General features: G+C 58.9%; 19 protein-coding genes, 1 tRNA gene and 1 pseudogene. 11 read left to right on the forward strand and 10 right to left on the reverse strand.

What is annotated here, in order from left to right:
• Positions 1-19: 19 nt before the first annotated feature.
• Positions 20-667 carry a TetR/AcrR family transcriptional regulator gene (locus NWP14_RS15865; RefSeq protein ID WP_375215638.1) on the reverse strand — a complete coding sequence of 216 codons (648 nt, stop codon included), beginning with the start codon at positions 665-667 and terminating at the stop codon, positions 20-22.
• A gap of 80 nt (positions 668-747) precedes the next feature.
• Between NWP14_RS15865 and NWP14_RS15870 the strand changes: the two genes are divergently transcribed.
• A complete protein-coding gene (locus tag NWP14_RS15870; RefSeq protein ID WP_375215639.1) occupies positions 748-2,241 on the forward strand; it encodes an MDR family MFS transporter in 1,494 nt (497 codons plus the stop codon).
• Here NWP14_RS15870 and NWP14_RS15875 read toward each other — a convergent pair.
• Positions 2,238-3,152 carry a LysR substrate-binding domain-containing protein gene (locus NWP14_RS15875; protein ID WP_375215640.1) on the reverse strand — a complete coding sequence of 305 codons (915 nt, stop codon included), beginning with the start codon at positions 3,150-3,152 and terminating at the stop codon, positions 2,238-2,240. The two genes, NWP14_RS15870 and NWP14_RS15875, sit on opposite strands and share 4 nt — an antisense overlap.
• A gap of 102 nt (positions 3,153-3,254) precedes the next feature.
• Between NWP14_RS15875 and NWP14_RS15880 the strand changes: the two genes are divergently transcribed.
• Both NWP14_RS15880 and NWP14_RS15885 read left to right on the forward strand, forming a co-directional pair.
• Positions 3,255-3,887, forward strand: coding sequence for a pyridoxamine 5'-phosphate oxidase family protein (locus NWP14_RS15880; RefSeq protein WP_375215641.1), 633 nt, complete (start codon positions 3,255-3,257; stop codon positions 3,885-3,887).
• On the forward strand, positions 3,880-4,350 hold the full coding sequence (locus tag NWP14_RS15885) for a nuclear transport factor 2 family protein (RefSeq protein ID WP_095102539.1): 471 nt from the start codon (positions 3,880-3,882) through the stop codon (positions 4,348-4,350). Before NWP14_RS15880 ends, NWP14_RS15885 begins: the two co-directional genes overlap by 8 nt.
• A 20-nt stretch (positions 4,351-4,370) precedes the next feature.
• Here the strand turns inward: NWP14_RS15885 and NWP14_RS15890 are convergent.
• Positions 4,371-4,436, reverse strand: a pseudogene (locus NWP14_RS15890) (carboxymuconolactone decarboxylase family protein); the annotation flags it as partial.
• A gap of 115 nt (positions 4,437-4,551) precedes the next feature.
• On the opposite strand from NWP14_RS15890, the gene NWP14_RS15895 reads away from it, so the two are divergent.
• The 4 genes from NWP14_RS15895 to NWP14_RS15910 all read left to right on the forward strand — a co-directional run bounded on the left by NWP14_RS15895 (position 4,552) and on the right by NWP14_RS15910 (position 8,163).
• Positions 4,552-5,325: an isocitrate lyase/phosphoenolpyruvate mutase family protein gene (locus tag NWP14_RS15895; RefSeq protein WP_095102543.1), complete on the forward strand. Its 774-nt coding sequence runs from the start codon at positions 4,552-4,554 to the stop codon at positions 5,323-5,325.
• Positions 5,312-6,361, forward strand: a complete 1,050-nt coding sequence (locus NWP14_RS15900; protein ID WP_095102546.1) for a bifunctional transcriptional activator/DNA repair enzyme AdaA — start codon at positions 5,312-5,314, stop codon at positions 6,359-6,361. Before NWP14_RS15895 ends, NWP14_RS15900 begins: the two co-directional genes overlap by 14 nt.
• Positions 6,362-6,468: 107 nt before the next feature.
• Positions 6,469-7,278, forward strand: coding sequence for a lipoprotein NlpA (nlpA, locus tag NWP14_RS15905; protein WP_095102549.1), 810 nt, complete (start codon positions 6,469-6,471; stop codon positions 7,276-7,278).
• 24 nt (positions 7,279-7,302) lie between these two features.
• Positions 7,303-8,163, forward strand: a complete 861-nt coding sequence (locus NWP14_RS15910; RefSeq protein WP_095102554.1) for a DMT family transporter — start codon at positions 7,303-7,305, stop codon at positions 8,161-8,163.
• On the opposite strand, the gene NWP14_RS15915 is transcribed toward NWP14_RS15910, so the two are convergent.
• Positions 8,155-8,709, reverse strand: a complete 555-nt coding sequence (locus NWP14_RS15915; RefSeq protein WP_095102557.1) for an NUDIX hydrolase — start codon at positions 8,707-8,709, stop codon at positions 8,155-8,157. The two genes, NWP14_RS15910 and NWP14_RS15915, sit on opposite strands and share 9 nt — an antisense overlap.
• A gap of 169 nt (positions 8,710-8,878) precedes the next feature.
• On the opposite strand from NWP14_RS15915, the gene NWP14_RS15920 reads away from it, so the two are divergent.
• Positions 8,879-9,658 carry an MBL fold metallo-hydrolase gene (locus NWP14_RS15920; protein WP_375215642.1) on the forward strand — a complete coding sequence of 260 codons (780 nt, stop codon included), beginning with the start codon at positions 8,879-8,881 and terminating at the stop codon, positions 9,656-9,658.
• A gap of 26 nt (positions 9,659-9,684) precedes the next feature.
• Complete coding sequence (locus NWP14_RS15925; protein ID WP_241782668.1) at positions 9,685-10,638, forward strand: GlxA family transcriptional regulator; 954 nt, start codon at positions 9,685-9,687, stop codon at positions 10,636-10,638.
• On the opposite strand, the gene NWP14_RS15930 is transcribed toward NWP14_RS15925, so the two are convergent.
• From NWP14_RS15930 to NWP14_RS15940, 3 genes are all read right to left on the reverse strand, one after another.
• Positions 10,635-11,684, reverse strand: a complete 1,050-nt coding sequence (locus tag NWP14_RS15930) for an NAD(P)-dependent alcohol dehydrogenase (protein ID WP_375215643.1) — start codon at positions 11,682-11,684, stop codon at positions 10,635-10,637. The two genes, NWP14_RS15925 and NWP14_RS15930, sit on opposite strands and share 4 nt — an antisense overlap.
• A 167-nt stretch (positions 11,685-11,851) precedes the next feature.
• The gene (locus NWP14_RS15935; RefSeq protein WP_095102567.1) at positions 11,852-12,154 is read right to left on the reverse strand and encodes a putative quinol monooxygenase; all 303 of its coding nucleotides are present in this window, start codon (positions 12,152-12,154) and stop codon (positions 11,852-11,854) included.
• 1 nt (position 12,155) lies between these two features.
• Positions 12,156-13,163 carry a zinc-binding alcohol dehydrogenase family protein gene (locus tag NWP14_RS15940; RefSeq protein ID WP_375215644.1) on the reverse strand — a complete coding sequence of 336 codons (1,008 nt, stop codon included), beginning with the start codon at positions 13,161-13,163 and terminating at the stop codon, positions 12,156-12,158.
• A gap of 438 nt (positions 13,164-13,601) precedes the next feature.
• Here NWP14_RS15940 and NWP14_RS15945 point away from each other — a divergent pair, with 438 nt between their 5' ends.
• Positions 13,602-14,798 (forward strand): hypothetical protein, encoded by a 1,197-nt coding sequence (locus NWP14_RS15945; RefSeq protein ID WP_375215645.1) that lies wholly within the window; start codon positions 13,602-13,604, stop codon positions 14,796-14,798.
• 257 nt (positions 14,799-15,055) lie between these two features.
• On the opposite strand, the gene NWP14_RS15950 is transcribed toward NWP14_RS15945, so the two are convergent.
• Positions 15,056-15,150, reverse strand: a tRNA-Sec gene (locus NWP14_RS15950).
• Between the two features lie 453 nt (positions 15,151-15,603).
• On the opposite strand from NWP14_RS15950, the gene NWP14_RS15955 reads away from it, so the two are divergent.
• Positions 15,604-16,341, forward strand: a complete 738-nt coding sequence (locus NWP14_RS15955; protein ID WP_132512534.1) for a MurR/RpiR family transcriptional regulator — start codon at positions 15,604-15,606, stop codon at positions 16,339-16,341.
• Positions 16,342-16,403: 62 nt separating this feature from the next.
• Here NWP14_RS15955 and NWP14_RS15960 read toward each other — a convergent pair whose 3' ends face one another.
• Together NWP14_RS15960 and NWP14_RS15965 are read right to left on the reverse strand one after the other, a co-directional pair.
• A complete protein-coding gene (locus NWP14_RS15960; RefSeq protein WP_375215646.1) occupies positions 16,404-17,783 on the reverse strand; it encodes a glycoside hydrolase in 1,380 nt (459 codons plus the stop codon).
• Positions 17,784-17,796: 13 nt separating this feature from the next.
• A complete protein-coding gene (locus NWP14_RS15965; protein ID WP_375215647.1) occupies positions 17,797-19,356 on the reverse strand; it encodes a PTS transporter subunit EIIC in 1,560 nt (519 codons plus the stop codon).
• Between the last annotated feature and the right edge of the window lie 153 nt (positions 19,357-19,509).

Below are 19,509 nucleotides of genomic sequence, written 5' to 3' on the forward strand. Positions count from 1 at the left end.
GCCGCCACCGACGCGGATATTAGCCGCCAATCCCCTGCTGGATCATCGCCAGCGCGTGGCTGACGATGGTTTCCCGGGATATCGCTTTTAGCCGCGCGTCGGTGCGAATGCGCGAATAGGGCACCAGCACCAGGCTAATCAGGCTGGTGAACAGCAGCTCCGGCGACAGGGCCGGGTTGAGTTTTCCCTCCTGCTGCCAGCGGCTTATGGTCTCCAGCATCCGGTGATACTTATCGTCGCCAAAGCGGGCGTGCATATGCTGGCGCAGCACCGGCATTTCGCCAATCATCTCCTGCATCCACAGCGGCGCAAACCAGTCGTTTTGTTCCGCCAGCACGGCGAGAGTTTCAATCAGCAGGGTAAACGCGGTCAGCGGATCTTGCGGATGGTCGATAAAAATCTTGCTGATATCGCTGCGCAGCGGCATAAAGCGCTCTTCCAGCAGCTGGTCGACTAATATCTCCCGCGAGTCGAAATAGTAATGCAGCATCGCCGGCGTGACCCCGGCCTCTTTAGCGATGGCGTTCAGCGACGTCCGGGCGATGCCCTGGCGGGCAAACAGCGCCAGCGCGATATCCATCAGCTGTTCACGGTTAGCGGTGCCCGGTTTTTTGCCGCGCGGACGACCCGGACGGCGAGGCGCATCATTGTCTTTTTGTGCCGTCATTTCTTCACTGTCTCTTGACCAGATTCATCATTTCCCTAAATATTAATTATGCATTTAATTAATTTCAAGCGAGTGTTGCTATGACATCTGAAATCGCCGCTCAGCCGGCGCCGTCGATCCGCCTGCTGTTCAGCGCGCTCCTGCTGGTTATGCTGCTGTCGGCGCTGGACCAGACCATCGTATCGACCGCGCTGCCGACCATCGTCGGCGAACTCGGCGGGCTGGATAAGCTCTCGTGGGTGGTCACGGCCTATATCCTGAGCTCAACCATTGTGGTGCCGCTGTACGGTAAATTCGGCGATCTGTTCGGGCGAAAAATTGTGCTCCAGGTGGCGATTGTTCTGTTCCTCGTCGGCTCCGCGCTGTGTGGCCTGGCGCAGAATATGACGCAGCTGGTGCTGATGCGCGCGCTGCAGGGGCTGGGCGGCGGCGGACTGATGGTGATCAGCATGGCGGCGGTCGCCGATGTGATCCCTCCGGCAAACCGCGGTCGCTACCAGGGGCTATTCGGCGGAGTGTTTGGCCTGGCGACGGTCATCGGGCCGCTTATCGGCGGTTTTCTGGTGCAGCACGCCTCCTGGCGCTGGATTTTTTATATCAACCTGCCTCTGGGGCTGTTTGCCCTGCTGGTTATTGGCGCGGTGTTCCACAGCAGCAATAAGCGCAGCGCGCACCAGATCGACTGGCTGGGGGCGTTTTATCTGAGCATGGCGCTGGTGTGCATTATCCTCTTTACCACCGAAGGCGGCAGCGTACGGGCGTGGAATGACCCGCAGCTGTGGTGCATTCTGGCCTTTGGCGTGGTGGGGATGATTGGCTTTATTTATGAGGAACGGGTGGCCGTTGAGCCGATTATTCCGCTCTCGCTGTTCCGTAACCGCAGCTTTCTGCTGTGCAGCATGATTGGTTTTGTTATCGGGATGGCGCTATTTGGCTCGGTGACTTTCCTGCCGCTCTATCTGCAGGTGGTGAAGGCGGCGACCCCGACCGAAGCCGGGCTGCAGCTGATCCCGCTGATGGGCGGCCTGCTGCTGACGTCGATCGTCAGCGGGCGCATTATCAGCCGCACCGGTAAATACCGCCTGTTCCCGATCCTCGGCACCCTGCTGGGCGTGGCGGGGATGGTGCTGCTGACCCGCATTACGATCCATTCGCCGATGTGGCAGCTGTATCTGTTTACCGGCGTGCTGGGGGCGGGCCTGGGGCTGGTGATGCAGGTGCTGGTGCTGGCGGTGCAGAACGCGATGCCGGCCCAGATGTACGGCGTGGCTACCTCGGGGGTGACGCTGTTTCGCTCGATTGGCGGATCGATCGGCGTGGCGCTGTTCGGCGCGGTATTTACCCACGTGCTGCAAAATAACCTGCAGCGCCTGCTGCCGGAAGGCGCCGAGCTGCCCAGGGCGCTAAACCCGGAGGCGGTACAGAACCTGCCGACGGCGATCCGCCTTGATTATCTCGACGCCTTCGGCGCGGCCATTCACGCCGCCTTCCTGATGGCCGCCTGCATTATGGCCGTTGCCTTTGTGCTCTCGTGGTTGCTGAAAGAGGTGCCGCTGAAAAAGGCGGCACGCTAGGCGGTTCCGGCGATGCGCAGCAGCGCCCGGCGCAGCGCCGGCGCGGCGAAGCTGAGGAACTTGCGCAGCTTGAGCGGGGCCAGCTCCCGGCTGGTATACAGCAGGTGCACCGGCGTCGGCTCGGGTTCGACCGATTCCAGAATGAGCTGCAGCTCGCCGCGGGTCAGGCCGTCGATGGCCTGATAGTGCAGCAGTCGCGCCACGCCGACCCCGAGCCGGGCGGCGTCAGCGGCGCTTTCCGGGGTGGTGACCGACAGCACGGCGCGCAGGGTTACCAGCCGATCAGCCGCTTCGGCGGCGCGAAACCGCCAGCCGCTGTAGGGCATCGGCGATTCAATAGCAATAATCGGCAACCCGGCCAGCTCGCGGGGGCGCTGCGGCACGCCGTGCTTTGCCAGCAGCAGCGGCTGGGCGCAGGTAACAATGCGCATCTCCCCGAGGCGGGTAGCCACCATACCGCTATCCGGCAGAGTGCCGATGCGCACCGCCAGATCGACGTGGTCGTCTATCAGGTCAACGTTACGGTCGCTGAGCAGCAAACGAACGTTAATTTGCGGGTAGCGGGCGAGAAAATCGCTCACCACCGGCAAAACGTGCACCCGACCGAACATCGTCGGCGCGGCGATCACCAGCTCGCCCTTGGGCTGCAGATACTCGCCCGCCGCCTGCCGCTCGGCGTTCTCCACCTCTTCCAGGATCCGCCGCGCGGCAGCGACATACTCCACGCCGGCATCGGTTAGCGTAAGCCGGCGGGTGGTGCGGGTCAGCAGGCGCGCGCCGAGCGCGCTTTCCAGCTCGGCAATGTTGCGGCTGACGGTGGTCAGCGGCGTGTTCAGCGCGCGTGCCGCCGCCGACATACTGCCCAGTTCGGTAACCTTCACCAGCAGCGCCATCGCGCTTAATCGGTCCATTATTATCCCGCTCTACGGAAAGATGATTGCCAGATCTCCAGTATTATCATTTGTCACAGTAGAGTCCATGCTGTGGGCAGTGATACGAGATGCGGAGGATCTATGGCCGGTGACTTTCTTGGTATTGCCATCACCCCGGATGTGATGGATGTCCAGCATGAAATGGGCAGCGACGGGCTGTGGCAATCGCCCCACGGCCACCGTCAGGCGAACCGCTTTACCGCCAGCGAGGAAGCGATGATTACCACCCGGGACAGCTTTTATCTGGCGACGGTTTCGCAAACCGGCTGGCCCTATATCCAGCATCGCGGCGGGCCGCCCGGCTTTCTGCATCTGCTGGATGAGACGACCCTGGCAATGGCTGATTTTAGCGGCAACCGGCAGTACATCAGCACCGGCAATCTGCGGGGGAGCGCCAGGGCGTGCCTGTTTTTGATGGATTACCCGCGCCGTGCCAGGCTGAAAATCTACGCCACCGTTGAGGTGCTGGCGGCGGATGACGACCCCGCGCTGCTGGCCCGGGTTAAGCCGGAAAATTACCGCGGCAGCGTTGAGCGTATTTTTCGCTTTCATCTGCAGGCGTTCGACTGGAACTGCCCGCAGCATATTACGCCGCGCTATAGCGCTCAGCAGGTGGCGGAATATAGCCAGACGCTGCAGCAGCGTATTCACGACCTTGAGCAGGAGAATCAGCGCCTGCAGCAGTTAACCCGCACAGGAGAAGATCATGACTGAACAACGCCCGCCTCTGCCGCCGTTTACCCGCGAAAGCGCGGCGCAAAAAGTACGTGCCGCCGAAGACGGCTGGAACAGCTGCGATGCGCAGAAGGTGGCGCTGGCCTATACCCCCGATAGCGAATGGCGCAACCGCAGCGAGTTTGTGCACGGGCGCGCGGAAATCGTCGGCTTCCTGCAGCGCAAGTGGCGCAAAGAGCAGGAGTATCGGCTGATTAAGGAGCTGTGGGCGTGGAGCGATAACCGCATTGCGGTGCGCTTTGCCTACGAGTGGCATGACGACAGCGGCAACTGGTTCCGCTCGTACGGCAATGAAAACTGGGAGTTTGATGAGCACGGCCTGATGCGCACGCGCTACGCCTGCATCAACGATCTGCCGATCGCCGAAAACGAACGCCTGTTTCACTGGCCCCAAGGCCGCCGCCCTGATGACCATCCGGGGCTTAGCTCTCTGGGGCTGTAAAGCAGGCGTTAACTTACGGGTTAATCGGCTTGCGGGAAATCGACAACCGTATCGTTAACCCGGTTCACCATGTTGGTGAACAGAATGGTGTCCGGCGAGTGGTGACGCCGGTTCAGGAGAAAATAGTCGTCCGGTTTTCGGTTGTCGTCTTTAGGGCAGAAGCCCCAGAATCCTGCGCATAACAACAAAACCGGAGGACATATGGATTTCGCACAACAACATCACCAGGCCACGCCGGTGCTGCTGGCTAACGTCTGGGATGTCCCCAGCGCCAGAGCAGCTGCTGCAGCGGGCTATTCGGCTCTGGGCACTTCCAGCACCGCGATTGCCAACACCTTTGGCTATAACGATGGTGAAGAGCTCTCGTTTGCTGAGCTGCTCTTGCTCGTCACGCGTATCCGCGAGCAGGTTGCGCTGCCGCTGAGCGTGGATATGGAGTTCGGGTATGGCGCCAGCGTCGCAGAGGTGGTAGATAATCTGCACGCGCTGGCGCAAACCGGCGTGGCAGGCGTTAATCTCGAGGACAGCCTGGTGGCCGACGGTGAGCGGCGCCTGGTGGATGCTGAAACCTATGCCCACCGCCTGCGGGCGGTCAAAACCGGACTGGAGCAGGCGGGCGTCGCGTTGTTTCTTAATATTCGTACCGATCCGTTTTTGCTTAACCGACCGCAGGCGCTGGCTGAGACGGTTGCCCGAGGTCAGCTGTATGCGCGAAATGGGGCTGACGGCCTGTTTGTCCCTTGTGTTACCGAGGCGGCGGATATTGCGGCGATAGCGGCGGCGGTTGCTCTGCCGCTGAACGTCATGGCGCTGCCCGCGCTGCCCGATATTGACCAGCTGACTCGTCTCGGAGTGAAGCGGATTTCTATGGGCAACGCGCTGCATAGCGCCCTGCAGGGGTATCTGCGCTCTCTGCTACATAACGTGCGGCAGCAGCAATCGTTTAAAGGGGTATTCCGCAATGCAGGTGACTGATAAAGGGTTATGCGATACCTGGTATGAGGCGCTGGTGGCCCGCTCATCCCAATACGCCGGGCTTTTTTACGTCGGCGTGAAAACCACCGGCGTGTTCTGCATCGCCACCTGCCGCGCCCGCAAGCCAAAGCGGGAAAACGTGGAGTTTTATAGCGATTTTAAAGCCGCGCTCAGCGCCGGCTTTCGCCCGTGTAAGATTTGTCGGCCGACGGAAAACGCCAGCTCCGCGCCGCCGATGGTGGAGCAGGTGATGCAGCAGCTGCGCGCCGCGCCGAAGGTGCGGATCACCGATGACCAGCTGCGCCAGCAGCACATCAGCCCGGAGCGCATGCGGCGCTGGTTTAGCCAGAACTACGGCATGACCTTTCAGGCCTTCCAGCGGATGCTGCGGGTCAATACCGCCCTGCAGGAGCTACAGGGCGGGCGCAGCGCGACTGACGTGGCGTTTGACAGCGGCTACGATTCGCTCAGCGGCTTCGGCTATACCTGCAAAAAGCTCACCGGCCGGGCGCCGAGCAAAGCGGGGCGGGTGATCCTGATCCACCGCTTTACCACCCCCATCGGGCCGATGTTTGTTTGCGCCACCGAGCGCGGAGTTTGCCTGCTGGAGTTTGTCGACCGGCGGATGCTGGAAAGCGAATTTCGCGACCTTCAGCGCCTGCTGGCGGCCAATATTATTGCCGGGGAAAACGCCCATACGCGCCAGGCTGTGGCGGAGATAGGGGAGTACTTTGCCGGCCAGCGGCAGCGCTTCTCCCTGACTCTTGACGCGCCGGGCAGCGATTTTCAGCAGGCGGTCTGGCAACAGCTGCGGGCGGTACCTTACGGCACGACCGAACATTATCAAGGGCTTGCCGCGCTGATGGGCAACGCGGGGGCGGTGCGGGCGGTGGCCAACGCCAACGGCGCCAACCGGCTGGCGATTATTATTCCCTGCCACCGAATTATCGGCAAAGATGGCTCACTCACCGGCTACGGCGGCGGCCTGGCGCGCAAAGAGTGGCTGCTGGCCCATGAGGCTAAATTCAGCAGATGATTTTATTTCCTGTTGCTGCTTTTGATGTTTAAAAGCCGACCATAAAGCCGTTATAGTTTCGTACGAAAATAATAATGACTTTCTAATGGACTAACAGGGTGATGATAATGAAATTGCGTTTACGGACAGCCGCCGCGGTGGTGCTGGCGGGCCTGCTGCTGGCGGGTTGCGATCGGCAAGACGGCGATGCAAAACACATTAAAGTTGGCGTTATTAACGGCGCTGAACAGGATGTGGCGGAAGTGGCGAAGAAGGTGGCGAAAGAGAAGTATGGCCTCGACGTTGAGCTGGTTGGTTTTAGCGGCTCCCTGCTGCCGAACGAGTCGACTAACGCCGGGGATCTGGATGCCAACGTCTTCCAGCACCGGCCGTTCCTCGAACAGGATAATAAAGCCCACGGCTATCATCTGGTGGCGGTCGGTAACACCTTCGTGTTCCCGATGGCGGGCTACTCGCGCAAGATTAAATCGGTCGCTGACCTCAAGGACGGGGCGACCATCGCCATTCCTAACGATCCTACCAACCTCGGCCGCGCGCTGCTTCTGCTGCAGCAGCAGAAGCTGATTACCCTCAAAGAGGGCACCGGGCTGCTGCCGACAGCAATCGATATCACCGCCAACCCGCATAGCCTGAAAATTATGGAGCTCGAAGGCGCGCAGCTGCCGCGGGTGATCGACGATCCCAAGGTCGATGTGGCGATCATCAGCACCACCTATCTCCAGCAAACCGGGCTCTCTCCGGTGCGCGACGGCATTTTTATCGAGGATAAAAACTCGCCCTACGTGAACATCATCGTCACCCGCGAAGACAATAAAGATGCGCAGAACGTGAAGGAGTTCATGCAGTCCTACCAGTCGCCGGAAGTGGCGAAGGCGGCGGAGACGATCTTCAACGGCGGCGCGGTGCCGGGCTGGTAATGACTGACACTGGGAGAGGTGTATATGATTCGGCAACGTCAGGCGGATGTGCTGCTGGTCGCCGCCACGGTCATCGCCGCGTGCGGGTGGATATTTTCGCGTGAAGCCATCGCCGGGATGCCGGTTTTTGCCTTCCTCGGCCTGCGCTTCTTTTTCGCCGCGCTGCTGCTGCTGCCTTTCTGCCGCGGTTTTCGCGTCGAGAAACGGCAGTGGCCGCCGATACTCATCAGCGGCCTGTGGTTTGCGCTAAACCTGTGCCTGTGGATTTACGCGGTATCGACCACGCCGTCGCTGGGCGAGGGGGCGTTTATCATGAGCCTGTCGATGCTGTTTGTACCGCTGACCGCGTGGGCGATGATGAAAACGCGTCCGGCGCGCGCATACTGGGAGTGCCTGCCGCTGGCGATCGTTGGTCTTGGCCTGCTGAGCCTGCATATGCCGATTGCCTTCCACCCCAGCCAGGGCTGGTTTCTGCTTACCGCGCTGGTGCAGTCAATCTGGTTCTGCTACACCAGCCGCTGCGCCCGCGAGGTGCCGCTGATCCCGCTGACTGCCGTGCAGCTGGGGATCACCGGGCTGGTGGGGCTGGCGATCTCCGCGGCGGTTGAAAGCTGGGATCGGCCGTTTACCCTGCCCACTTTCGGCTGGCTGCTCGCCAGTATCGTTATCGCCACCAGCCTGCGCTTCGGCCTGCAGATGAAGGGGCAGAAGTACGCGGCGGTTGCCAGCGCGGCGATTATTATGGTGCTGGAACCGCTGCTGACGGTGATTGCCGCCGCCCTGTGGTATCACGAACAGCTGCCGCTGCAGAAGATTATCGGCGGCGTGCTGATCCTCGTTGCCCAGCTGTGGTTCCGCTGGCGCATGCTTAAGCCGCTACGCTAAACCACCGTGCTGCTGCGCCATCAGGTGCAGCAGCGGCACCAGCGATAGCCCGTCCGGCATCTCGCCGCGGGCGATCAGCTCCCGGATCTCTTCGAAGGTAAACCACCCCGTTTCCATCACCTCATCCTGATCGGCATCCATTCCGACGTACTCCAGATCGCGGGCAAGCCAGGTGATGAACAGCTGGTCGCTGCTGCCGTAGGAGGGGTTATAGCGGATTATCTCTTCGGCGTTTTTGGCCTGCCAGCCGGTCTCCTCGCGCAGCTCACGCAGGGCGGCCGCGCGCGGCTCTTCGCCTTCATCGACGCCGCCTGACGGGATGGCCCACACCACCTGGTCAATCAGATAGCGGTAGTGGCGGATCAGCAGCACTTTATTATGCTGCATTGCCACAATGCCTACCGCCGGGCGCGGGTAGTGGATGGCGTAAAAGTCGCGGCGTTCGCTGGCGGTGATGTCGATAGCCACCTTGCGCATACTGAACCACGGGGTATGGGCAATCACTTCGGCGTCGTGCATATCGGCGGCGGTCAGTCTCTTTTTCATCGGGGCCACTTCTTCAGAAAATTGAGCGTTCAGCACAGCATAGCCGGTGGCCGCTGGCAAGCGGGGAAAGTTGGCCCAATCTCATCGATCATTGCCCGAATGCCCATATTGCGCCAGGCTTGTGGGACGTACGATGTTCGCCAGATTACCCCGAAGAGGAACGAGCATCATGAACATCACCCACATCCGTAACGCGACCCAACTTATTGAATACGCAGGTAAGAAATTCCTCATCGACCCGATGCTGGCGGATAGGGCCGCCTGGCCGGGATTTGCCGGCACCGCCCGCAGCGAGCTGCGTAACCCGCTGGTGGCGCTGCCTTTACCGCTCTCTGTCATTATTGATGTCGACGCCGTGATTGTGACCCATACCCATGAGGATCACTGGGACGCGGCGGCGATCGCCGCGATCCCCAAGGCGCTGCCGGTTTTTGTCCAGCATGAGGCCGATGCCCGGCTGCTGCGGGGCCAGGGATTTAGCGATATTCGCCTGCTGTCTGAGAGCAGCGAATTTGAAGGCGTGAGCCTGCGGAAAACCACCTCCGGGCAGCACGGGAGCGATCGCACCTACGCCGTGCCGGCGATGGCGGAGCGCCTGGGCGAAGCCTGCGGCGTGGTGCTGCGTCATCCGCAGGAGAAAACGCTGTGGCTGGTGGGGGACACCATCTGGCGCGATGAAATCGAAGCCGACATGATCCGCCTGCGCCCCGATGTGGTGGTGCTGAATGCCGGATATGCCCACGTCATCGGCTTTGGGCCGATCATCATGGGCAAAGAGGACGTGCTGAAAACGCACTTTACTCTGCCGGAGGCGCAGATCGTCGTCGGCCATATGGAAGCGGTGAACCACTGCCTGCTGAGCCGCCGGGAGCTGAGTGAGTACGTGGCTGATAACCAGATTGCCGGGGTGGTCAGCATCCCGCAGGATGGGGAAAGCGTGGTATTTTAAGCTCCTGGCCGGGAGGGGAGGCAGCGATGAAATTAACCGAAGTGGCGATTGTCGCGGTGGAAGGGTTTAGCCCGTTTCACTACTCCGTTCCCTGCATGCTGTTTGGCGACAGCGTGTCAGAAACGAAGCGTTTTAATCTCCATCTGTGCGCCGAGCGGCCGGGGCTGCTGGCCGCCCGCGACGGCTTCGCGCTCCACGCCCGGGATGATTTTACCGCCCTTGAGCGGGCGGATATTGTGGTGGTGCCCTACTGGGGGGCGGTGAATCAGCGCCCGCCGCAGGCCCTGCTCGATAGCCTGGTGCGGGCGCGGGATAACGGCGCCGAAATTGTTGGTCTCTGTCTGGGGGCATTTGTGCTGGGCTACGCCGGGCTGCTGGACGGCAGGCGAGCGGCGACCCACTGGGAGTTTGAGCAGGATTTTCAGCGTCTTTTTCCGCAGGTGCAGCTGGATATCAACGCGCTGTACGTCGATGACCGGCGGATAATCACCTCGGCGGGCACCGCGGCGGCGCTCGACTGCTGCCTGTATATTATTCGCCAGCGTTTCGGCAGCCTGGCGGCCAACCAGATTGCCCGGCGGATGATCGTTCCGCCCCATCGCGAAGGCGGCCAGGCGCAGTTTATCGCCCAGCCGGTGCCGAAAAGCACCCGCGATGCGCGCATTAACTGCCTGCTTGAGTATCTCCAGCAGCATATTCACGAAGCGCACAACCTCGATTCGCTGGCGCAGGTGGTGGCGATGAGCCGCCGCACCCTGACCCGTCATTTTGCAAAGGCCACCGGGATGAGCATTGCCGACTGGCTCACCGCCGAGCGGCTGCGGCGCAGCCAGATCCTGCTCGAAGCGGGCGAGATGCCCGTTGAGCAGGTGGCGGAAATGGTTGGATTTCGCTCCGCCGTCACCTGGCGCCAGCAGTTTAAGTCCCGCTTTGGCGTCAGCCCGGCGGAGTGGCGGCGGACCTTTCGCCGCGGGGCTTAGCCGGCGAGGGTCGCGCTGTCGATCACGAAGCGATATTTGACGTCGCCTTTGACCATTCTTTCCCACGCTTCGTTGATCTGATCCCCGCGGATCAGCTCAATATCGGCGACGATGCCGTGTTCGGCGCAGAAATCGAGCATCTCCTGGGTTTCCGGGATCCCGCCAATCATCGACCCGGCAATCGACCGACGACGAAATATCAGGTTAAACACTTCCGGCGACGGGTGCGGAGTTGCCGGCGCGCCCACCAGGGTCAGGGTACCGTCGCGTTTAAGCAGCGTGGTGAAGGCATCGAGATTGTGTGGGGCCGCCACGGTGTTAAGAATAAAGTCGAAGCTTTTGACGTGCGCCGCCATCTCCGCCTCGTTGCGCGACACCACCACTTCGTCCGCCCCCAGCTCTCTGGCCGCTTCACGCTTGGATTCCGAGGTGGTAAAGGCCACCACGTGAGCGCCCATGGCATGGGCCAACTTGATCCCCATGTGCCCCAGTCCGCCGATGCCGACGATGCCCACTTTTTTGCCCGGCCCGACGTTCCAGTGGCGCAGCGGCGAGTACGTGGTGATACCGGCGCACAGCAGCGGCGCTACGGCGGCCAGTTGCTCCTGCGGGTGGCGCACGCGCAGCACGTAACGCTCGTGAACGACGATTTGCTGAGAGTAGCCGCCCAGCGTATGGCCGGGAGCATCCTGAGTGGGGCCGTTATAGGTGAGCACCATGTGGTCGCAGTAGTTTTCCAGTCCTTCCTCGCACTCTTCGCACTGCTTACAGCTGTCGACCATACAGCCGACGCCCACCAGGTCGCCTGCGGCATAGCCGGAGACGTGCTCGCCGACGGCGGTGACCCGGCCAACGATTTCATGCCCCGGCACGCAGGGGTAGATCGTCCCGGCCCATTCGGAGCGGGCCTGGTGCAGGTCGGAGTGACAGACGCCGCAGTAGTCGATGGCGATCTGCACATCGTGCGGCCCCGGCTCGCGGCGGGAGATGGCCATCGCGGCCAGCGGCTGGCTGGCGGAGTTAGTACCAATAGCGTTGATCTGCATAGCGAAACCTCTTCTGAATAAACGTGCTGAATAGGGCGGAGGGAGATGCGTGTTTTTTGCGCGGCAACGCTAAGCGTAGCCTGGCCAGCGCCGGGCGGGAGGGGATTAGCTCAAAGGGTTAAAAAAGGGCGGACGATCCCCCGGCAGGCGGGGGAGCTGGGGCCACATTAGGGCTCAACGGCCGTCAGATAATCCAGGCGTAGCGGCTCGGCCAGCAGGTCGTCCATCTGCGCGATAAACGCCTGGAAATGCGGCAGGGCGATATGCTCCTCCAGCGCCGCCTGGCCGCGCCAGGACTCGCGCATGTAGAAGGTGTCCGGCGTGTCGCGAAGCTGGAACAGGGAGTAATCGACGTTACCCGGCTCCTGGCGGGTAGGCAGCAGCAGCGCCCGCAGGGCCTGGCGCAGCGTCTCGGTTTTTCCTGGCTGCGCTTTCAGTACCGCAATGATAGAGATTGCTTCCGCCGTCATCTTAGAACCCTTCCAGCACGATTTTGCCCACCGCGCGTCCGGTTTCGAGCTGAACGTGGGCTTTCTGCAGATTCTCCGCGGTGATCGCGCCGTAGTGTGCGCCGAGCGTGGTTTTAATCGTTTTATCATCAATCAGCGCGGCGACGCGGGTCAGCAGCCGATGCTGGGCAATGATATCCGACGTTTCAAACATTGAGCGGGTAAACATAAACTCCCAGTGCAGCGAGATGCTTTTGGCCTTCAGCGGCCGGGCGTCGAGGGTTTGCGGATCGTCGATCAGCGCCAGTTTACCCTGCGGCGCGAGGGCATCAATCAGCTGTGAATAGTGCTGTTCGGTGTTGTTCAGGCTGGCGACGTGGGTCACTTCCTTCACTCCGATACGGGCCAGCTCTTCGCTCAGCCGCTTACTGTGGTCAATAACCTGATGCGCGCCGGCGTCCAGCACCCATTTCTGGCTCTCCGGGCGCGATGCCGTCCCGATCACCGTCATCCCGGTCAGTCTGCGAGCCAGCTGGGTAAGGATTGAGCCGACGCCGCCCGCCGCGCCGACGATCAGCAGCGTGTCGCCGGCGTTGCCGCCCTCCTGGACGCCCAGGCGATCGAATAACAATTCCCAGGCGGTAATAGCGGTGAGCGGCAGGGCGGCCGCGGAAGCGTTATCCAGCGAGCGAGGCTTCAGGGCGACGATCCGTTCGTCCACCAGCTGAAATTCCTGATTGCTTCCCGGGCGGCCCAGCGCGCCGGCGTACCAGACCTCATCGCCCGGTGCGAACAGGGTGACCGCCTCGCCAACGGCTTTTACCGTGCCAACCGCATCCCAGCCCAGCACCCGAGGCGTATCGGCAGAGAATCCGGCGCGCACCTTGGTGTCCACCGGGTTAACGGAAATGGCCTTTACCTCAACCAGCAGGTCATGGCCCTCGGCGGTAGGAACCGGCAGCTCGATGGCGCTTAAAAAGGGGATATTGCGGCCTTCTGCCGCTGCGTGGGTAATCGCGATTGCTTTCATATACTCTCCGGTTTGTGAATAGGTTCATCGGTTGAATGCGTCGAGGATAGACCTCCGTCGGCCGGGGAAAAACGGCCCGGCGGCGATAAGAGTTATATTCAAAAAGAGAAAATCGCTTACCCGACAAGGATCGGACAGTCCGGCCCCCGCAGTTTCATATTTGAGAATAATTTTGCGTAGACTTCAAAAATATTAATTCCTGAAGTAATGAATAATAATATTGCGTTATAGCGCAAAGTTTACGCCTTGACTCACGCCACGCTGCATGCGACTTTCTTTATATCAAATAATAAACAGAGTTTCATATTTGAGACAAAAATATCATTATCGCGATATTTAGCTGATTGTTTCACCGCTGAGACAAATTAATTAAAAACGCCGCTATTTAGCGGCGGCGGACTTCTGTTGCTTATTAAAATATAAAGTGAGGCATGTGCTATGCGTAAAATTATCATCACGCTGCTGCTGGGCGCGTGTACTGGAGGCTTCGCGCATGCGGAGCAAGGAAAGCCGTTTCCGCATCTCGGCTGGCGCAGCGCCGATAATCTTGCCGGCGTGGATTTCGGCGGCGCCCTGCGGGCAAACTACCGCTATGAAGACTGGCACGGCAGTAATTATCGCCACCCGCCGCATCTGCGTTTTGATACCTTTCGTATCGACAGCAGCGGGTTTTATAATAACTATTTCTTTGACGCCGGCTTCTGGTTTCAGGATCACCATAAATATGCCATCGACCGGGCCTATGTGGGCTATCGTTTAAACGATAATAACAATATTACGCTCGGTATTCCGGGTAAACCTTTTGGCCTTGAACCCTATCCGCAATTCGGCTGGTCCTACGGCATTCCCTTTTATTTAGGCTTTGGCGTCAATGCCGGCAGCGGGGTGAACTATCAATATCATGATAATAACTGGTCGCTGGATATGGCCTATTTTCCGTGGATGGAGCCGGAAAATCTGCGCTATGCGCCGGAGGTGGGCGACTACAGCCGCCTGAAGAACACCATTTACCCGAGCCAGCATCAGCAGCGTAACGAGAAGCGCGATCAGGTTAACGTCCGCATCGCCAGGGATTTTCACGGCGGAGGCTGGAGTAACGAGCTGGGCGGCTCCCTGGCGCTGGCGCGTCTGCACAATCGCGAAACGGACGATGACGGCACCTTCTGGGCGGCAGGCCTGCACGGAATGGTGCACAACGGGCCGTGGCAGCTCACGTCGCAGGTGATTCGCTATCAGTACGATCCTAAGAACCCGGCGGGCATCAGCGACGATACGATCCTGATGGGCGGAAACGGCCTGACGCCGGCCTATCTTATTCCGGCTAAGGGCACCACCGCGTCGCTAAACCTCGCTCGCGACGTCGATGTGAAGTGGGGAGCGGTATCAAAGCTGCGTTTCTATAACGACTACAGCGTGCTGTGGAAAGATAAAAGCGGCTGGCAGGATTCGCAGATGAATACCGTGGGGGTACAGGTATTCGCCCTGCCGGTGATGCTGTGGCTCGACCTCAGCTGGGCGAAGAATGCCAATCCCTGGGGCGGCGCGCTGAACGCCACGGGCTGGACCAGCACCGAATCCGAGGGCAGCGGCAAATGGTATTTCCGCACTAACGTCAATATTGGCTACTACTTCTGATGAGGTGGGGCAGGGAGGCTCCTGCTGTTTTTACCGGCCAGGGCAGGCTCTGGTTTTCCTCGCGCAACATCCGGAGCCATTTGCCAAACGGTCATGCATGGCGCTGAAAGCTAAAGGTTAAATTCTACGCCTGGATGGGAGAAAGCGAAAAGGTCGAAAATATGCTGAATGCAGAATCGATTTTAATGACGGACTGAAAGAGTGATTACCCGCGCCTGGCACAGAATTCACCATCAAATGGTGTAGAGGAGAGCAACTGGCGGAAGATCACAGGAGTTGAACCTGCCCGGGACCGCTGGCGGCCCCAACTGGATTTGAAGTCCAGCCACCTCACCGGAGATGACGATCTTCCGCGCCTCGATTGCTACATGGAGGCGGGGCGCATTATAGCTACTTTCAGTCATTTACCACATACCTAAACGCACTTTTTTACTGTTAAAACTGGACTTTACAGAACACTCCTGGTCAAACCCTTTCAAAATCCGTGGCTTACACTTTTTTACATTCTCGCGCGCTAGCGCAATATCGTCCGCGAAGGGGTCCCTGTGCCGGGTCGCCCGCTAAAAAAGCCCGAAAAGATGCTGTGCATGATGCCGCTGGCGTTCAGAAAAGCCTGAAGCGCCGCTCCGTTGGGTGGCCGACTTCGCCGTTTTTCCTTCTGACCGCCCCCGATATTGCAGCGATGAAAGGGTTTTTTTATTCTATTTATTAGCAAAAAGTAATATCTGTTTCATTGCGGTGACTCACCCCACAGACACTATCGCCGTTCGGTGATAGCGTAATCTGCCGCTGAGAGGAGCCAGGAATGGATTTAGAAAACATCTTTCGTGACGTTAAGCTGAGTAAAACGGAAATGACCGTCCTGCGCTCTATTCAGCACGATCCCGAACGCTGCGTGCGGGAGGGGATCCGCGCCGTCGCCGAGCGCTGTTACAGCAATCCTTCCTCACTGGTGCGTCTGGCAAAGAAGCTCAAGTTCAGCGGCTGGCTGGAGCTGGTCTATTTTATTAAATTCAATATCACCATGCCTAAGCTCGATGTCACCAACGACATCGACTATATGAGCATTCTGCCGGCGGAGCAGGTCACCCCGCTGCTGGAAAGCCTGCAGCAGCACCGCATCCTGGTCCACGGCAGCGGCTTCTCGCAGCTGATTGCGCAATATATTTATAATAAGTTTCTGGTGACCGGCGTAAACGCCAGCCTCGCGCTGTGGCCGGATTATGAAATTCTCGAACAGAAAAACGCCGCCAAATTTGACTCGATCTGGATAATTTCTAAATCCGGGCGCAGCAGCTCGGCGCTAAACTGGGTAAAGGCGCTGGAGGGGAAAGAGATTAACCTGGTCTGCTTTACCGGCGACTATCAAAGCCCGCTGGCTCAGGCGGCGGATACCGCGTTTATTATTCATGACCCGCAGAAGTTTGATGACGATATTTACTGGAGCAACCCGTTTTTCGGCTACTGCATATTGGGCTTTGAGCGCTTTCTGAAGATGTGGTTTATTCAGACCGCAAAAGGCAGGGCGGGCGACGCCCTCTAGACGCGGCGCCGCAGCGCTTCCGGGCTGCGGCGTTGAGGCTGCAGCCCAGAGGCTGGGGGTGATTACCGCCAGTCGGCAACCAGCTTATCATCGAGGTAGGCGTTAACCAGCTTCTGCGCCAGCGACCAGGAGCCGACCAGCGGATGAGCCATCAGCGCCCGTATCGCCAGCGACTTATCCCGCTGCAGGATCGCCGCCACCGCCAGGCGTTCATACTCTTTGACGCTGGCGATCATGTTCTTCTGCGCCGTCGGCACGTGCGCCGGGGTGACCGGCTTCAGGCCGTCCTTGCTCAGATCGCAGCTAATCTCAATCACATCATCCGGGCGCAGGAAATCGAGAGTGTCGTTATTGGATATCGACACCACGATACGCTTGGTGGTGGTGCTGTTGACCGCCTCCAGGATATCCAGCGCCACGCCCGCGTAGCCGCCGGTATCCGGCTCTTCGATAAACTGCTGCAGGGTGAGCGGCTCGCGGGTATGGAACTTCTCCTGCTGCGACTCATTCTGCATATAGCTGTTTTCCCGGCGCAGGTAGTGCTTCATCCAGATATTGAACGCCGCTTCCGGGTTGGCGTGTACATCAACTGTATCCAGCTCATCGCGCATATCGCGGTTGATGCGGGCGATCTGCTCCCCGCGGGTTTCCGGCGCTTCCTGAATCGCTTTTAACGCCACCTCGCGGTAGTAGTAATAGTAGAGATATTCGTTCAGCAGCTGCTTGTCGCACAGTTGAACCAGCTCGGGTGAGAAATACTGCATCGCCGTTTTACGATACAGATCCGGGCTGGCGATCAGGCGTTCGGTCACGTCTTCTCCGCGCACCGTGAAGTGGGTAAACCAGGAGAAGTGGTTCAGGCCGTAGCACTCGACGCCAAGGTCACGCTCGTCGCAGCCGAGGATCTCCGGCAGCTCGCGAATCAGCTCCGACGGCGCATCGCAGATACCGTACACCCGGCGCTTAAAGCCGGACTTGATAATCGCCTCGGTCACCAGCCCCGACGGATTGGTGAAGTTAAACAGGATCGCGTCCTCGGCGGCGTGCTCTTCGATGAGGCGGCAGTAGTCCAGAATCGCCGGTATTGAACGCATCGCCATAGCAAAACCACCGGCGCCGGTGGTCTCCTGGCCTAAAGTATTATGCTCAAGCGCAATGCGCTCGTCGCGAATACGACTCTCATCGCCGCCAACCCGCAGGGTGGTAATGACGTAGTTGGTCCGGGTCAGCGCCGCAACCGGATCGCGGGTAACGCTAAACTCAATATCCGGGCGGATAGCCTGAAAGACGTAGCGGGCGATCTCGCCAAAGATGGCCAGATTATCAGCGGAGCTGTCGAGAAATACCACTTCCGTTAAACCAATGCGGTGCGCGTTATAAGCCAGTGATTTTGCCAGGAACGCGGAGCGAACGCCGCCCCCGCCTAATACGGTTAATTTCATAAATAACTCCTGATTAATGTTCTGCTAGCCAGCTATCAACCCGGGAACGAACCTGTCCCACCTTGACGCCATAAATAACCTGTACTTCATTTCTGTTGCGCACCACGCCATTGGCGCCGGTGCTTTTCAATATATCATCGTCAACCAGTTGCATATTTTTAATAGCGACCCGCAGGCGGGTGAAGCAGTTATCAACGGAAATAATATTATCCTTACCGCCTAAGCCATTAATAATTTCATCGGTGACCGCCGACTTATCGCTCATCTTTTTGCGATAATCCGCTTTGCTATATAGCTTCACATTTTCATCGTCTTCGCGGCCCGGCGTTTTCAAATTCAGTTTTACCACCAGGGTGCGGAAAATAACGTAGTAGACGGCAAACTGACCGATACCGATAAGCACATAGCCGGGCCAGCGCGTAAGTGAAACCGGCAGCGGCAGGTTATAAATCAGGAATTCGATCAGCCCGGATGCGCCCCACGGACGAACGGTGAAGATGTCGCAAATGGCCTGCGAGGCGGCGGTTAACGTCGCGTGGATCACCCACAGCAGCGGCGAAACAAACAGGAAGGTGAACTCAATGGGCTCGGTAATACCGGTCAGCATCGAGGTGATAATGGCGGGCAGCAGAATCGCTTTGGCCAGCATTTTCTTCTCAGGCTTCGCGGTGTGGTAAAACGCCAGCGAGGCGCCGGCCAGGCCGAAAATCGTGGTCATTCCCTGCTGCGAGAAGCGTAGGGCTTCGTTCATCACCGGGGTGAGATCCGGATGGCGCATATAGGCGAGGAAAATGGCCTGGGTGCCGGAAACGACCTGACCGTCAACGTTCAGCGTGCCGCCGATCTGCGTCAGCTGGAACGGCGACCACACGAAATGATGCAGGCCGGTGGGGATAAGAAATTTTTCAAAGAAGCCGTAGACGAAGACGCCCGCGACGCCGGCGTTTTTCATAAACCCGGTTAACGCCGCGATGCCGTGGGTCATAAACGGCCAGATCCAGGTGAAGGCGATCGCATAGAAGATGATAACGGGCGTCATTGCCACCAGGGTCAGCTTCGCGCCGCCGTACATCGACAGCGCGCCGGGCAGCTCAATGGTCGAGACTTTATTATGTACCCAGGCGATGGTGCAGCCGAGAATAATGCCGAGGAATACCCCCATATCGACCACCACGAACCCTAAGATCTGCGTCTGGCCGGTACCGTAATATTCGCCGTTAATTTTTTCGGCAATCCCGTGAGTATGCTCCAGCCACGAGTGGTTGGCCCCCAGGAACATGATAAAACACATTACCGAAACCAGCGCCACTTCCGTTTTTTTATCTTTTGCCAGGCCGTAGCTAATACCAACGCAAAACAGTAATCCGAGATTGCCGAATAATGGCCAGAAGGTATCGCCGAGCAGTTGACCAAGCTGATGTAAAAAACTGGTTTCAGAAATTAATGTTGGGTTAGTTAAGACAGAACTGAGTGCCAGAATTAAACCGATGACCGGCAAGAACAATACAGCACCGATCATCGCTCTGGAGAATTTTTGCATATTCTCCAGCGCATGTTGACGTATTGCGGACATAGTTGTTCCTTTTATTTTTGTAGCTACAGGGACTTTAATTATTTTTTTGACTTCCAGTATTTTGGTTATAGCAATTCTGCTATTTGAAAGGAACAGGTTGCGGGAAATAGGCACAAACAGCCGCAAAATGGCAACAGGTTTCGGGGGCGGGAA

Origin of the sequence: Klebsiella sp. C349492 (genome assembly GCF_042055345.1) — a bacterium.
In the GTDB taxonomy this organism is placed as follows: Bacteria; Pseudomonadota; Gammaproteobacteria; order Enterobacterales; family Enterobacteriaceae; genus Klebsiella; species Klebsiella scottii.

What these genes read in the sequence shown, in the direction of transcription:
- NWP14_RS15865 (WP_375215638.1), bottom strand. Translation starts at nt 667, where the DNA reads ATGACGGCACAAAAAGACAATGATGCGCCTCGCCGTCCGGGTCGTCCG.
- NWP14_RS15870 (WP_375215639.1), top strand. Translation starts at nt 748, where the DNA reads ATGACATCTGAAATCGCCGCTCAGCCGGCGCCGTCGATCCGCCTGCTG.
- NWP14_RS15875 (WP_375215640.1), bottom strand. Translation starts at nt 3,152, where the DNA reads ATGGACCGATTAAGCGCGATGGCGCTGCTGGTGAAGGTTACCGAACTG.
- NWP14_RS15880 (WP_375215641.1), top strand. Translation starts at nt 3,255, where the DNA reads ATGGCCGGTGACTTTCTTGGTATTGCCATCACCCCGGATGTGATGGAT.
- NWP14_RS15885 (WP_095102539.1), top strand. Translation starts at nt 3,880, where the DNA reads ATGACTGAACAACGCCCGCCTCTGCCGCCGTTTACCCGCGAAAGCGCG.
- NWP14_RS15895 (WP_095102543.1), top strand. Translation starts at nt 4,552, where the DNA reads ATGGATTTCGCACAACAACATCACCAGGCCACGCCGGTGCTGCTGGCT.
- NWP14_RS15900 (WP_095102546.1), top strand. Translation starts at nt 5,312, where the DNA reads ATGCAGGTGACTGATAAAGGGTTATGCGATACCTGGTATGAGGCGCTG.
- nlpA (WP_095102549.1), top strand. Translation starts at nt 6,469, where the DNA reads ATGAAATTGCGTTTACGGACAGCCGCCGCGGTGGTGCTGGCGGGCCTG.
- NWP14_RS15910 (WP_095102554.1), top strand. Translation starts at nt 7,303, where the DNA reads ATGATTCGGCAACGTCAGGCGGATGTGCTGCTGGTCGCCGCCACGGTC.
- NWP14_RS15915 (WP_095102557.1), bottom strand. Translation starts at nt 8,709, where the DNA reads ATGAAAAAGAGACTGACCGCCGCCGATATGCACGACGCCGAAGTGATT.
- NWP14_RS15920 (WP_375215642.1), top strand. Translation starts at nt 8,879, where the DNA reads ATGAACATCACCCACATCCGTAACGCGACCCAACTTATTGAATACGCA.
- NWP14_RS15925 (WP_241782668.1), top strand. Translation starts at nt 9,685, where the DNA reads ATGAAATTAACCGAAGTGGCGATTGTCGCGGTGGAAGGGTTTAGCCCG.
- NWP14_RS15930 (WP_375215643.1), bottom strand. Translation starts at nt 11,684, where the DNA reads ATGCAGATCAACGCTATTGGTACTAACTCCGCCAGCCAGCCGCTGGCC.
- NWP14_RS15935 (WP_095102567.1), bottom strand. Translation starts at nt 12,154, where the DNA reads ATGACGGCGGAAGCAATCTCTATCATTGCGGTACTGAAAGCGCAGCCA.
- NWP14_RS15940 (WP_375215644.1), bottom strand. Translation starts at nt 13,163, where the DNA reads ATGAAAGCAATCGCGATTACCCACGCAGCGGCAGAAGGCCGCAATATC.
- NWP14_RS15945 (WP_375215645.1), top strand. Translation starts at nt 13,602, where the DNA reads ATGCGTAAAATTATCATCACGCTGCTGCTGGGCGCGTGTACTGGAGGC.
- NWP14_RS15955 (WP_132512534.1), top strand. Translation starts at nt 15,604, where the DNA reads ATGGATTTAGAAAACATCTTTCGTGACGTTAAGCTGAGTAAAACGGAA.
- NWP14_RS15960 (WP_375215646.1), bottom strand. Translation starts at nt 17,783, where the DNA reads ATGAAATTAACCGTATTAGGCGGGGGCGGCGTTCGCTCCGCGTTCCTG.
- NWP14_RS15965 (WP_375215647.1), bottom strand. Translation starts at nt 19,356, where the DNA reads ATGTCCGCAATACGTCAACATGCGCTGGAGAATATGCAAAAATTCTCC.